This is a genomic window from Rhizobacter sp. (genome assembly GCF_032229685.1).
GTDB lineage: Bacteria > Pseudomonadota > Gammaproteobacteria > Burkholderiales > Burkholderiaceae_C > LMDS01.
The window spans coordinates 267,426-280,527 of record NZ_JAVTWP010000010.1 but is presented as its reverse complement, the minus strand read 5'-3'; the positions used below and the strand labels follow the sequence as shown (position 1 = coordinate 280,527).

At 66.2% G+C, this 13,102-nt stretch carries 13 protein-coding genes; 8 read left to right on the top strand and 5 right to left on the bottom strand.

The features are described 5' to 3' along the window. Position 1 precedes the first annotated feature (1 nt). The 4 genes from AC30PD_RS04910 to AC30PD_RS04895 all read left to right on the top strand — a co-directional run bounded on the left by AC30PD_RS04910 (position 2) and on the right by AC30PD_RS04895 (position 4,487). Positions 2-1,216, top strand: coding sequence for a threonine ammonia-lyase (locus AC30PD_RS04910; RefSeq protein WP_489534520.1), 1,215 nt, complete (start codon positions 2-4; stop codon positions 1,214-1,216). Positions 1,217-1,309: 93 nt separating this feature from the next. Beyond that, entirely contained in the window at positions 1,310-2,374 is a 1,065-nt protein-coding gene (gene fba / locus AC30PD_RS04905) for a class II fructose-bisphosphate aldolase (protein ID WP_489534519.1), read from the top strand. A gap of 122 nt (positions 2,375-2,496) precedes the next feature. After that, positions 2,497-3,393 carry a phosphoribosylaminoimidazolesuccinocarboxamide synthase gene (locus AC30PD_RS04900; RefSeq protein WP_489534518.1) on the top strand — a complete coding sequence of 299 codons (897 nt, stop codon included), beginning with the start codon at positions 2,497-2,499 and terminating at the stop codon, positions 3,391-3,393. Further along, the gene (locus tag AC30PD_RS04895) at positions 3,390-4,487 is read left to right on the top strand and encodes a hypothetical protein (RefSeq protein WP_489534517.1); all 1,098 of its coding nucleotides are present in this window, start codon (positions 3,390-3,392) and stop codon (positions 4,485-4,487) included. Before AC30PD_RS04900 ends, AC30PD_RS04895 begins: the two co-directional genes overlap by 4 nt. A gap of 85 nt (positions 4,488-4,572) precedes the next feature. On the opposite strand, the gene AC30PD_RS04890 is transcribed toward AC30PD_RS04895, so the two are convergent. Continuing rightward, positions 4,573-5,517, bottom strand: a complete 945-nt coding sequence (locus AC30PD_RS04890) for a tetratricopeptide repeat protein (protein WP_489534516.1) — start codon at positions 5,515-5,517, stop codon at positions 4,573-4,575. A gap of 122 nt (positions 5,518-5,639) precedes the next feature. On the opposite strand from AC30PD_RS04890, the gene purE reads away from it, so the two are divergent. From purE to AC30PD_RS04870, 4 genes are all read left to right on the top strand, one after another. After that, positions 5,640-6,104, top strand: a complete 465-nt coding sequence (purE, locus tag AC30PD_RS04885) for a 5-(carboxyamino)imidazole ribonucleotide mutase (RefSeq protein WP_489534585.1) — start codon at positions 5,640-5,642, stop codon at positions 6,102-6,104. A gap of 71 nt (positions 6,105-6,175) precedes the next feature. After that, the gene (locus AC30PD_RS04880; RefSeq protein WP_489534584.1) at positions 6,176-7,297 is read left to right on the top strand and encodes a 5-(carboxyamino)imidazole ribonucleotide synthase; all 1,122 of its coding nucleotides are present in this window, start codon (positions 6,176-6,178) and stop codon (positions 7,295-7,297) included. A 3-nt stretch (positions 7,298-7,300) separates the two neighbouring features. Then, positions 7,301-8,281, top strand: a complete 981-nt coding sequence (locus tag AC30PD_RS04875; RefSeq protein WP_489534515.1) for an L-threonylcarbamoyladenylate synthase — start codon at positions 7,301-7,303, stop codon at positions 8,279-8,281. 59 nt (positions 8,282-8,340) lie between these two features. Beyond that, the gene (locus AC30PD_RS04870) at positions 8,341-9,330 is read left to right on the top strand and encodes an SGNH/GDSL hydrolase family protein (RefSeq protein ID WP_489534514.1); all 990 of its coding nucleotides are present in this window, start codon (positions 8,341-8,343) and stop codon (positions 9,328-9,330) included. A 59-nt stretch (positions 9,331-9,389) separates the two neighbouring features. Here the strand turns inward: AC30PD_RS04870 and AC30PD_RS04865 are convergent, their stop codons facing one another. From AC30PD_RS04865 to dacB, 4 genes are all read right to left on the bottom strand, one after another. Continuing rightward, positions 9,390-10,061, bottom strand: coding sequence for an OmpW/AlkL family protein (locus tag AC30PD_RS04865; RefSeq protein ID WP_489534513.1), 672 nt, complete (start codon positions 10,059-10,061; stop codon positions 9,390-9,392). A 26-nt stretch (positions 10,062-10,087) separates the two neighbouring features. Beyond that, complete coding sequence (locus tag AC30PD_RS04860) at positions 10,088-11,182, bottom strand: SGNH/GDSL hydrolase family protein (protein WP_489534512.1); 1,095 nt, start codon at positions 11,180-11,182, stop codon at positions 10,088-10,090. 141 nt (positions 11,183-11,323) lie between these two features. Then, a complete protein-coding gene (locus AC30PD_RS04855; protein ID WP_489534511.1) occupies positions 11,324-11,590 on the bottom strand; it encodes a SemiSWEET transporter in 267 nt (88 codons plus the stop codon). A gap of 8 nt (positions 11,591-11,598) precedes the next feature. Continuing rightward, positions 11,599-13,035 (bottom strand): D-alanyl-D-alanine carboxypeptidase/D-alanyl-D-alanine endopeptidase, encoded by a 1,437-nt coding sequence (gene dacB / locus AC30PD_RS04850; RefSeq protein WP_489534510.1) that lies wholly within the window; start codon positions 13,033-13,035, stop codon positions 11,599-11,601. Positions 13,036-13,102: the final 67 nt, after the last annotated feature.

Sequence of the window (13,102 nt, the reverse complement as noted above, 5' to 3'; positions counted from 1 at the left end):
CATGACGCGCGCCGCGCTCGGCCTCGACGACATCCGCGCCGCTGCATTGCGTCTGCGTGGCGAGGTGATCGAGACGCCGTGCCTGCCTTCGCGCACGCTTTCGGCCCTGACGGGCTGCGAGGTGTTCCTGAAGTTCGAAAACCTGCAGTTCACCGCGTCGTTCAAGGAGCGAGGTGCGCTGAACAAGATGGCACAGCTCACGGCGGCCGAGCGTGCCAAAGGTGTGCTGGCGGTATCGGCCGGCAACCACGCCCAAGGCGTGGCCTACCACGCGCAGCGCATGGGCCTGCCGGCGACGATCGTGATGCCACGCTTCGCGCCGGCCGTGAAGGTGGAGCGCACGCGCGGCTTCGGCGCGACCGTGGTGCTCGAAGGCGACACCTTCGACGATGCGCGCGCCCACGGCCTGGCGCTGGCGCAGGAGCGCGGCCTGACACTGGTGCACCCCTATGACGACCTCGATGTCATTGCCGGCCAGGGCACGATCGGCATGGAGATGCTGGCGCAGCAGCCCGAGATCGACACGCTCGTCGTGGCGATCGGGGGCGGCGGCCTGATTTCGGGCGTGGCCACGGCGGCGCGTGCGCTGCGGCCCGGCATCCGCATCATCGGCGTGCAGACCGAACGGTTCCCTGCGGCCTGGAACGCGGTGCACGGCGAGCAACGTGAAAGCGCGCAGGCCACGATCGCCGATGGCATCGCCGTCAAGTCGCCCGGTGCATTGACGTTGCCGCTGATCAAGGCCCATGTGGACGACGTGCTTCTCGTCAGCGAAGACGACATCGAGCAGGCCATACTGATGCTGCTCGAGATCGAGAAGACGGTGGTCGAAGGCGCGGGCGGCGTCGGGCTGGCCGCGCTGATGAAGCACGCCGAACGCTTCAAGGGCCGCAAGGTCGGCCTGATCCTGTGCGGCGGCAACATCGAGCCGCTGATGCTGGCCGAGATCATCGAGCGCGGCATGGTCAAGTCGGGCCGGCTCGCGCGGCTGCGCTTCGACGTGCGCGACGTGCCGGGGGCACTGGCCAACGTGGCCACGCTGCTCGGCAAGCTCGGCGCCAACATCGACGAAGTGCAGCATCAGCGTGCGTTCACGTCGCTCTCGGTCGAGCGCGCGCAGATCGAGGTGGTGGTGCAGACGCGCGGCGTGGCGCACATCGAGCAGATCCTTGGTGCGATGCGCGCCGAAGGCTACGAGGCCCAGCGCATCGGGTGATCCTTCACGCCGACCGCCAGGGGGCGCTCGCTACAATTCCGCCAGTTACAGCGTGGTTTCACGCTGCCCACCATCCCGATTCAGGAGTTCGCCATGCCCCTCGTTTCAATGCGCCAGCTGTTGGACCACGCCGCTGAGAACGGCTACGGCATTCCGGCCTTCAACGTCAACAACCTCGAGCAGGTGCAGGCGGTGATGACGGCGGCCGACGAAGTGGGTGCGCCGGTGATCCTGCAGGCCAGTGCCGGCGCGCGCAAGTACGCGGGCGAAGCGTTCATCAAGCACCTGATCCAGGCCGCAGTCGAAACCTGGCCGAACGTGCCGCTGGTGATGCACCAGGACCATGGCCAGAGCCCCGACGTGTGCAAGGGTGCGATCGGCCTGGGCTTCAGCTCGGTGATGATGGACGGTTCGCTGCAGGCCGACGGCAAGACGATCGCGAGCTACGACTACAACGTCGAAGTGACACGCAAGGTCGTCGACATGGCGCATCTGCTGGGCGTGACCGTCGAAGGTGAGCTCGGCTGCCTGGGTTCGCTGGAGACGATGAAGGGCGACAAGGAAGACGGGCACGGCACCGATTCCACGATGACGATGGAGCAGTTGCTCACCGACCCCGAGCAGGCCGCCGACTTCGTCAAGCGCACCCAGCTCGACGCGCTTGCCATCGCCATCGGCACGAGCCACGGCGCCTACAAGTTCACCCGCAAGCCCACCGGCGACATTCTCGCGATCAGCCGCATCAAGGAAATCAACCGCCGCATTCCGAACACCCACCTCGTGATGCACGGCTCGTCGAGCGTGCCGCAGGAACTGCTGGCCGAGATCCGCGAGTTCGGCGGCAAGATGAAAGAGACGTATGGCGTGCCGGTCGAAGAGATCCAGGAAGCCATCAAGTACGGCGTGCGCAAGATCAACATCGACACCGACGTGCGCCTGGCGATGACCGGCGCGGTGCGCCGCTACATGGCCGAGAACCCCGACAAGTTCGACCCGCGCGACTTCCTGAAGCCGGCGCGCGAAGCAGCCAAGGGCGTGTGCAAGCAGCGTTATCTGCAGTTCGGCTGCGAAGGCCAGGCCGGCAAGATCAAGGCGCAGACGCTGGTGCAGGTGGCGCAGCGTTATGCCAAGGGCGAGCTGGCGCAGACCGTGGTCTGAGCCCCGCGTCTTCACCCCCAAACCCGGCCTCGGCCGGGTTTTGTTTTTCTGCCGATTACTACAATCGGCCGACCCCCCTCTGACCGCACGGGCAGCGCATCGCGGCCCGTTGAAAGGACGCCATGACGGCTGCGCTGCTCACCACCTCCCTCACCTCGTTGACCCTTCTTGCACGTGGCAAGGTTCGCGACAACTACGCCGTGGGTGAAGACCGGTTGCTGATGGTGGCGACCGATCGGCTCAGTGCATTCGACGTGGTGATGGGGCAACCGATCCCGGGCAAAGGCAGGTTGCTCACGCAGATGGCCTTGTTCTGGTTCGCGCACCTGCAGCACATCGTGCCCAACCACTTGACCGGCGACGACCCGGAGAGCGTGGTGGCACCGAACGAGCGTGACCAGGTGCGGGGCCGATCGATGCTCGTCAAGCGACTGCGGCCGCTGCCAGTGGAAGCGGTGGTGCGGGGTTATCTGGCTGGCAGCGGCTGGAAGGAGTACCAGCAGAATCAGCAGGTCTGCGGGGTTGCCCTGCCCGCCGGCTTGCAGAACGCGAGCAAGTTGCCCGAGCCGATCTTCACGCCGGCCACCAAGGCCGAGATGGGTGACCACGACGAGAACATCGGCTTCGAACGCATGTGCGACATCGTGGGCACCGCGCTGGCCGAGAAGATTCGTGCGGTCTCGATCAGGCTGTACTCGGAAGCGGCCGCGATGGCGCTGCCCCGCGGCATCATCATCGCCGATACGAAATTCGAATTCGGGCTCGACGACAAGGGGACGCTGACCCTGATGGACGAAGTGCTCACGCCAGACTCGTCCCGCTTCTGGCCTGTGGAAGGCTATGTTGCCGGCCGCAACCCGCCGAGCTACGACAAGCAGTTCTTGCGCGACTGGCTCGAGGCAGCCCAGGTCGACGGGCGGCCATGGAACAAGCGTGCACCCGCACCGGCCTTGCCGGAAGAAGTGATTGCACACACGGCGGACACGTACAACGAGGCGCTTCGGCGATTGACCACATGAAGCCATCCCGCTTGCAGCTTCGCCTCGAAGAGGGCATCCGGAATGCCCGCAGCCAGTTCGAGGCCGATTGCCTGAGGGCCGAACGAGCGGGATATCTCGCTCGCGTCGGTCAGTTCGACGAAGTCCAGGTCGAACTCGCTGCGCTGCACGAACGTTACGACAAGAGGCCTAACGCGGAGATGAGCGCTTGGTTGAATCTTGTTGAGGGGTTGCTAGTGTTCTCTCGAGAGATGGGACACGCTGCAGGCGACAAAATACTGCGCGCTAACGCACTTTCCCGAGCGGCCGGACTGTCGGACTTGCGAGCTCTGAGTGCCGCTTGGTTGGCGCACATAGATTTTCTCAATGCGGATATTGAAAAGATGATATTTCATCTAGAGGAAGCGTTGACTGTCGCTAGTGCGCCGCAGTATTCTGTCTTTGGGCGTGCGCACCTAGTTGTTGCGCAGGGATACCATCAAGGCGGAAGATTAGACTTGGCGCTTCCGTGGTATTCGTCAGCGAGGCAAAGTGCAATACTGGACGGAGACGACTCTACAGTAAGCGCGTTGATGCATAACATGGCTTGGCTTAGAGCAAGTAACTTGCGCCAAGCGCAACTTCATGCATTGAAGTCAATGGATGAGGATGACTACTCATTGTTGAGTACGACATCAACAGAAAACTATGATCTATTGATCGGTGTGATAAGCCTGCCTGCTCATCTACCAATTCTTCGTGCCAAGCTTCTGACAATTAGAGGGGAATCAGCTGAGGCGCTGGCCCTCTTTGATCAATACTTCAACACCGCCGTAGGAGAGGGGTTGGGGCGCCTGCAAGCTGATCTCCTTGCGGATCGTGCTTGGTGCAGACTGCAAGTGGGTCAATTTGATGGAGCAAGAGAGGATGCGAATCTCGCTGAATCAAAAATTGATAGTCAAGGACAATACGATGATAGGGCCTTTGCACACAGCCGGTTGGTTGAGGTTTACTCCGCACTTGGTGAGGTGAAATCTGCTGCTATCCACCAAAACCTTGCCGATATTGCATGGCATGGATACTTTGAATTCCAGAGTCGTATGGTTAATTCTCTTAAGCACTTGAGTATTAAATAGAAATCTTGCGAACCCTCGTGGTGGCAGTTCGATTGCATTCGATGATTTTGCGTTGTGCGTGTTGGTGGTAACTCCACTACTAAGATTAAAACAAAACCATACTCAGCCTGCGCCGATAAGCGTCCACAATCGGATCAATCGATGTGGCAGTTCCCTTCTCGATAATTTGAACCGTGGCTTTTGGAGCTGTTGTATCTGGCTTGGTGGACACAGTTTTTTTCATCAGCTCCAAAATCGCGACATAGTTCTTCCGGGCCAGTCCATCGTTCCAAGCCTTGTCGCGCATCAAGATCTCCAGCAACTCGTCCAGTGCCTGTGTGAATCGTTGAGCGGCGAAGTGTGTCTGTGCTAGTTCGAAGCGCGCGCCGAAATCGCGCTTGTCGCTCTCCAGCAAACGAGCAAGCTCCGCGGGTGATCGGGCGTGCACGGCCGCTTCGCAGGCGGCAAGCCAATGCCCGCACGCGTCCAGGCGTGCGTCGGGCAACACCCTTGTCGCGACCGGATGGTAGGCGCGACGTGCTTCTGCCACACGGCCGGCGCGAAGCAGTGCGCGCAGATAGTCGCTCCGGGCCTCATCGTTGGCGGGGTTGGCGGCCAAGGTTTCGCGCAATTTCTCGATGGCGCTTTCGACATCGCCTTCGGCCATCAGCGCTTCGGCCTCGCTGAGCTCTTGTTCCGCTGCCACGTCGACCGCACTGGGAACGTGCTTGTCAAGAAAGGCGCGCACTTCAGACTCCGGCAGTGCGCCCACAAAGCCATCCACCGGCTGCCCGCCCTTGAAGAGCACACAGAAGGGGATGCTGCGCACCCCGAACATCTGCGAGAGCTGGCCGGCGATCTCGGGCTGATCGTCGGAGTTCAGCTTGGCCAGCGTGAAGCGGCCGGCATACGCGGTCTCCAGCTTTTCGAGCAACGGGCCGAGCGCCTTGCAAGGGCCGCACCAGGGCGCCCAGATGTCGAGCAGCACTGGCTGTCGTGTCGACGCCGTGATGAGGTCGGATTCGAAGTTCTGCAAGGAGATGTCGAGCATGTTCGCGGGTTCCGGGTCGGGAAGGGGCGGGGCGCAGCTGGCGCCGTGCCGCCTACAATTCAAGGCTGATCAGCACCTTGGAGCGAGCCTTGAGCAGCGCCCCTGTGGTGGTCGGCGTGTTGATGGGCTCCAGCAGTGACTGGGACACCCTGCGCGTCGCCACCGAGATTCTCGCCGAGTTCGGCGTTCCCTTCGAAGCGCGCGTCGTCTCGGCGCACCGCATGCCGGACGAGTTGTTCGCGTATGCGCAGTCGGCTTCCGGGCGTGGCCTCAAGGCCATCATCGCGGGCGCTGGTGGTGCGGCGCATCTGCCCGGCATGCTGGCTTCAAAGACCACGGTGCCGGTGCTGGGCGTTCCGGTCGCCAGCAAACACCTGAGCGGTGTCGATTCGCTGTACTCGATCGTTCAGATGCCCAAGGGCATCCCGGTCGCCACCTTCGCGATCGGTGCTGCAGGCGCCGCGAACGCAGCGCTGTTCGCGGTGTCGATGCTGGCGAGCGACAACGTGGGCTTGCGCACGCAGCTCGACGCCTACCGCGAACGGCAGACGGCGGCAGCGCGCCTCATGACGGCCGATCTCAAGTGACGGTCGACGAATCACCGCAGCGGGCCGTCGACGCGCTGCCCTTCATTGCCCCCGGTGCCACGCTCGGGGTGATGGGCGGGGGCCAGCTGGCCCGCATGTTCGTGCACGCCGCGCAGCAGATGGGCTACGCCACGGCCGTGCTCGACGCCGATCCGGCGAGCCCTGCCGGGCTGGTCGCCCACCACCATGTGCAGACCGGCTATCTCGACGAAGGCGGCTTGGCCGAGCTGGCGCGCCTGAGTGCGGCCGTCACCACCGAGTTCGAGAACGTTCCGGCGGCCTCGCTCGCCACGCTGGCCGCCACGCGGCCGGTCGCCCCGGGCGCTGCCGCGGTCGCCGTCTGCCAGGATCGTGCCGCCGAAAAAGCCCACTTCGAGCGCAGCGGCGTGCCCTGTGCGCCGTATGCGCTGATCACCAACGAGCAGCAGCTCGCTGCAGTGCCCGGCGCCTTGTTGCCGGGCATTCTCAAGACGGCGCGGCTCGGGTACGACGGCAAGGGCCAGGCCCGTGTGGCCGACCGGGCCGGGCTGGGCGCGGCCTGGCAAGCACTCGGCGGCGTGCCCTGCGTGCTCGAGAAGATGCTGCCGCTCGCGTTCGAGTTGAGCGTGATCGTGGCGCGCAGCGCTTCCGGCGAGGTGGTTCACTTCCCGCCACAGCAGAACCTGCACCGTGACGGCATTCTCGCGCTCACCACGGTGCCCGCCGCGGCTGTGCCGCCCGAACTGCGCGAGCGTGCCGTCGCCGCGGCCCGCGCCGTGGTGGCGACGCTCGACTACGTCGGTGTCTTGTGTGTCGAGTTCTTCGTGCTGGCCGACGGTGCGCTCGTCGTCAACGAAATGGCGCCTCGCCCGCACAACTCCGGGCACTACAGCATCGATGCCTGCGACGTGTCGCAGTTCGACCTGCAGGTGCGAGCGATGACCGGCGCGCCGCTGGTCGCCCCGCGCCAGCACTCGCCCTGCGTGATGCTCAACCTGCTGGGCGATCTGTGGTTCCGCGAAGCCGGGCGCGAGAAGGCGCCCGATTGGGCCGGTGTGCTGGCGCTCCCGGGCGCCCACCTGCATCTCTACGGCAAGGCCAGCGCACGCCCCGGCCGCAAGATGGGGCACCTGACGCTGACCGCCGCCACCGCGGCCGAGGCCGACGCCGGGGCGCGCCGGGCCGCGGCCCTGCTCGGCATCGAGGCCTGGTGAACCGTGCTGCTTGACGGACTGGTCGCCGCCGACGTCGAGCGCGCTGCCGCGTTGCTCGCCGACGCTGAATTGGTGGCGTTCCCGACCGAGACCGTCTACGGCCTCGGCGCGCGCGCCGACGACGACCGGGCGGTCTCGAAGATATTCAGCGCCAAGGGCCGGCCGGCCAACCACCCGCTGATCGTGCACGTGGCCGAGCCCATCGATGCCACCCGGTTCGCCGCCCGCCTGCCGCCGGTCGCGCAGCGCCTGATCGACGCTTTCTGGCCCGGGCCGCTGACCGTGATCGTGCCGCGGGCCGAGGGCATCGCGGTGGCTGCTGCGGGGGCGCAAGACAGCATCGGCCTGCGCTGCCCGGCGCACCCGGTCGCGCAGGCGTTGCTGCGGGCCGCGCGCGCGCGGGGTGTGGCCGGTGTGGCCGGGCCGAGCGCAAACCGGTTCGGCCGCGTCAGCCCGACGCAGGCGGCGCACGTGCTGGCCGAGTTCGGAGGCAGCATCACCGTGCTCGACGGCGGGGCCTGCAGCGTCGGCATCGAATCGAGCATCGTCGACTGTTCGCGTGACCGGGCTGTGCTGTTGCGCCCGGGTGTGCTGACGCGGGCACGCATCGAGGCGGCCGCCGCAGAGCCGCTGCTCGAGCCCGACGCCGGCGCCCCGCGCGCCCCCGGCACGCTCTCGGCCCACTACGCCCCCACGGCCAAGCTTCGCCTGATGGCGACGCCGATGCTGGCCACAGCTTTGCAAATGCTTGCACAGGAGTCGCTCAGCCTGGCGGTATATTCGCGCAGCCTCGCGTTGAACGTGGCGCCGCGGGTGCGGCACCGGCGCATGCCGGCACAGCCCGAACAAGCGGCTCAGGAACTCTTCACAGTGCTGCGCGAACTCGATGCCGAAGGCGTGCAGTTGATCTGGGTCGAGATGCCGCCGCCGGGCCCGGAGTGGGACGGCGTGCGCGATCGGCTGCAACGTGCCGCGGCTTCCTGATAGAACCTTCTGGTGCCGAACCCTGTCCACCCACCCCTGTTGATTTCCCGGAGCATTGAATGACGTCGAACGTATGTGGATGGGGCCGCTCTGCGCTCCGCGTGGCGGTGGTGAGCGTCGCCGCGCTGGCCGCCTGCGGGGGTGGTGAGCAGGTCGAAACCTTCCGCGCCAACCGGGTCATCGCGTTCGGCGACGAAACCAGCGTCATCAACCCCGACGGCAGCAAGTACAGCGTCAACGCGGTGCAGACCGCCGACAACACCAAGCTCGACTGCAGCAGCAACGCGCTCTGGATCCAGACCGTCGGCTCGGTCTACGGCCTGGTCTTCCCGGAATGCAACCTGCTGCCGGTCGCCAACCCGGTGAGCCGCATCTACGCCACCGCCGGCGCCCGCGCGGCCGACATCGCCGCGCAGATCGACCTCAAGCTCGCCGCCGACGCCTTCACCGAAAAAGACATGGTGACCGTGCTCGCCGGCGCGAACGACATCCTGGCGCAATACGCGCAGTACCCGGGCGTGCCCGAAGCGCAACTGCGGATCAATGTCGAAGCCGCTGGCGCCGAACTTGCCGCGCAGGTGAACCGCATCGCCAACCTCGGCGCCAAGGTGCTGCTCGCGACCGCGCCCGACATGGGCTACACGCCTTTCGCGCAGACCGAAAACGCGGCCAACGCCGGCCGTGCCGACTTGCTGTCGCGCCTGAGCGAGCGCTTCAATGCCAAGCTGCGCGCCAACATCATGAACGACGGCCGCAAGATCGGGCTGATCAAGCTCGACGAGTACGTGGTCGGTGTGGTCAAGGCACGTTTGCTGGGCGGCGGCATCTTCATCAACACCACCTTGCCGGCCTGCCTGCCGAGCGCGCCGTTGCCGACCTGCACCACCCTGACCCTGGGCACCAATGCCGGGGCCGTGCCGCCACCCGCCACGCCGACCGCGGCCGATGGCATCACCTGGCTCTGGTCAGACGCCACCCACCTGAGTGCCGGCGGGCAGACCAGCCTGGGCTCGTTGGCTGCGACGCGCGCGCTGAACAACCCGTTCTGAATCACCTGCGCTCGTGCGCAGGTGCTCCGCCCGGGCCTGCGCTTCGACGCTGCGCGGCGTCAGAACCGGTAGCCGATCGACAGGTTGCTCGACAGCGGGTCGAGCTTGGTGTTGATCGTCTGCCCGGTCGACAGCGTGTTCTTGTTCTTGATGAAGGTCTTGATGACCGACGCGTCGAGAAACCAGCGTTCGCTCAGCGCGAGCGTGGCCCCGAGTTGCGCCGACAAGCCGAACGCCGAGCTGGCCGAGAGCCGCGTCGGCGGACCGCCCGGGTTCGTCAGCGAGGTGAGCGTGCCCGAGCCTTCGGCGCCGTAGAAACGTGCGTAGGTCAGGCCCGCCCCGACGTAGGGGCGGAAGGCGGCACCCGCATCCATGAAACGGTACTGCGCAAAGAGCGTGGGTGACACCTGCTTGATCGTGCCGAGCTTGCCCACACCCTGGATGCTGCCGTCACCGACCACCTCGTGCTTGTAGGGCAGGCCGGCGTAGAACTCCAGCGAGACGTCGTCGGTGAGCATGTAGCCGAGCGTGAAGATCGCCGAGGTCGCGCTCTTCACGTCGATCTTCGTGCCTGGAATGCTCGGCGCCGACAGGTCACCGCTCTTCACCTGCGGTGCCACGTTGTTGACACCGCCCTTGGCGAACCAGGTGCCGGCGGCCTGGGCCGAAGCCGTGCCGCTCGCAGCGAACGCCAGCGCCGCGATTGCGAAGGGAGCGAGGGTCTTGTTCATGAATGCCTTTCGTTCGTTCGCACGCATCAGAGCCAGCCGGCCTTGAGCATCTGGTCGGTCACGTACTGCGCCAGCAGGCGGTAAGCGTAGGGGCTCGGGTGCACCGAGTCGGCAAAGGCGTAGTGCGACACGTCGCCGGCGATGAGGGTGGTGGCCGAGCACACCAGCGAGCTGGCGAACACCGTCTTCGTCAGGTCGCAGGCCGGCACGGTGTTGTTGGTCACGCCGTACTGCACCGGGCTCGCCGTCTGCAGCCGGCCCTGGGTGTAGGCGTCGACGATCAACACGCCGCTGGTGCCCGCCAGGCCGCTCGTGAGCTGCGCATTGAAAGTCGTCGCCATCGTGTTGATGAGCCCCTGCACCTCCACCGGCTGGCTGTAGCCGAACGGGGTCTGGCTCACATCAGGCAGCGTGACCACGACCACGTGTTTCGCGCCCTTCGCGATGATCAGCGCCTTGATGTAGCCGGCCAGCTCGGCACCGGCCGTGCCCATGGCCGTGACGGCCGCGCCGCCGGCCACGGTCGCGTCGCCGCCCGCACCCACTGTGGCAGCGAAGGTCGCCAGGTTGATGAACACGTCGTTGCCACCGGCCAGCATCGTCACCAGCTCGGTGCCGCTGAACGTGCCCGAGGCGGTGCTCGCGAGGTGGCGGTTGATCTGGTTGATCACCGGGTCGGTCAGCTGGCCGACGTAGCCGCTGGTGTCGCCGAGCCCGATCAGGGCCTTGTTGCCCGGGCCGACCGGGTTCGTCACACGCGCGCCGCCTTGCGCATAACCATAGCAGCCGGCGTGATCGGTCTTCGCTTCGGCAAACGCCGCCAACGGGCCGCTCGACTCGAGGCCGGTCTGCGCGGGGCAGGGCGCTGGCGTGCTCGCCGCCGCGGCAATCAATTCCGTCCAGTTCTTGCTGTCGCTGGCGTTCACGGTGTACTTGCCGCCCCCCGTCGCCGCCTTCAGCGTGGCCGTGCCGTAGGTGCCGATGTCGCTCAGGCTGTCGCCGAACGAGACCACCGACGTGTACCTGACGCGCGGGCTCTGGTCGCCGTCACCACCGCCGCCGCAGGCCGCCAGCACCAGCGCTGCGGCCGCCGACAAACCCCATGACTTCACGAATCTCATGCGAACCCCTTGTGCAAAACCCGTTGCTCCATTGCAAGAAGCAAAACGAACGACCGTTCGCTTTTGTGGAGCCACTATAGATTTCGGGTCGCACCGTGCTGCAGCGGGGAAACCCGCTCGGCACGCCTGCAGGCGTCAGCTTTACTTTTGTTGACGTCCCATCGAGAGCTTCATCACCAGGATCGCCGCGGCCAGCACGAAGGTCACCACATTCGCGATGACGACCGGCCAGGCCCCGATGAGCAGGCCGTAGGCCAGCCAGAGCGCGATGCCGAGCGTGAACACGCTGTACATCGCCAGCGAAATGCCGCTCACGTCGCGGGTGCGAAAGGTGAGCCAGGCCTGCGGCACGAACGAAGCGGTGGTGAGCGAAGCGGCCAGGTAGCCAAGGGTGTCGATCAAAGTCATGGGTTGAATCAGTTCGCGGGTTCGCGTTGAAGGGCGATAGGGGGCGCGTCGTTCGCGGCCCACTGCACCAGGGCATCGAGCGCCGGGCGCGCGCCGCCGGCGTTGGCATGGTTGACGATCGCGACGACGACATAACGCCGCCCCGAGCTGGAAAGCACATAACCCGCCACGCCGTTCACGTCGCGCAGCGAGCCGGTCTTCAGATGCGCGCGGCCGAGCGTGGCGCGCGAACGGCGCAGCGTTCCGTCGAGGCCGCTCACCGGCAGCGAGCTCACGAGCTCGGGCATCACCGGGCTCGCCCAGGCGGCCTGCAGCAACCGCGCCAGCAGTTGTGCGCTCGCGCGCGAATCGCGCGACAGGCCCGAGCCGTTGTCGATGGCCAGCCCGGTGCCGGCCTTGCCGAAACGTTCGGCGGCCCATTGGCGCAGCAGTTCGCGGGCGAGTTCGGGCGTGCCGCTGCCACGCTGCACGAGCGCCAGCGTGAGGAAGAGCTGCTGCGCCATCACGTTGTTGCTGAACTTGTTGATGTCGCGCACCACCTCGGCCAGCGTGGGCGATGTGATCTCGAAGCTCGCACGCGTGGCCGGCGCCACACCGTCGCGCACCGTGCCGAGCAGCTTGCCGCCCATGTCGTTCCACAAGCCGAGCAGCGCCCGTTCGTTGTAGCTCTTGGGCTCGGCGTAAGCGAGTGCCCAGGTCTTCTCGCCGCAGGCCGCGGGCAGCGAGCCGCCGAAACGGGCGCGGGTCGGGTCTGAAAAGTCCGGCCGCAGCGCGCCGCGCCAGTCGTCGCAGGGGCCGGTGGTGAGCGGCACCGAAGGGTCGACGCGCACGCCGGCCAGCGGCAGGTCGACGCCGATGGTCGCCACGCCGCGGGCCGGGTCGGGCGTGAACGTGAACGCCAGCGCCTTGTAGTTCAGCAGCAGTGCGTCGGGCCGCACGTTGTAGGCGCGCAGCGGTTCGCCGTCGAAGTCGCCCGGGTTCTGCTCGGGCACGCTGAAGGCGCTGCGGTCGAGCACGATGTCGCCGCGGATCTCGCGCACACCCGCCTGCTGCACGCGCCGCAGCAACAGCCACACCCGCTCGAGCACGAACTTCGGGTCGCCGCCGCCCTTGATCACGAGGTTGCCCTCGAGCACGCCGTCCTTGACCGTGCCTTGCAGCCACACCGGTGTGGACCAGCTCCAGGCCGGGCCGAGCATCTCGAGCGCGGCGAAGGTCGTCAGCAGCTTCATCAACGAGGCCGGGTTCACCGGCTGTTCGGCTTGCCAGGCCAGGCGCGGCGGGGCGCTGCCCACTTCCTGAACCATCGCCACCAGAGACTCGCGGGGCAATTTGGCGCGCTCCAGCGCCGCCGCCACGTCGCCCGGCAACGGGGCCGCCATCGCCGGGAGCAGGCCGGCCCAGAGGGCAACGAAAAACCCGCAGCGAAGCGACCATGCAGACATGCTTCGATGATCTCACGGTGCCACGCCGCGGCCTTCGTCAACGCTGCCTTAGACTCGGGCCGCAGAG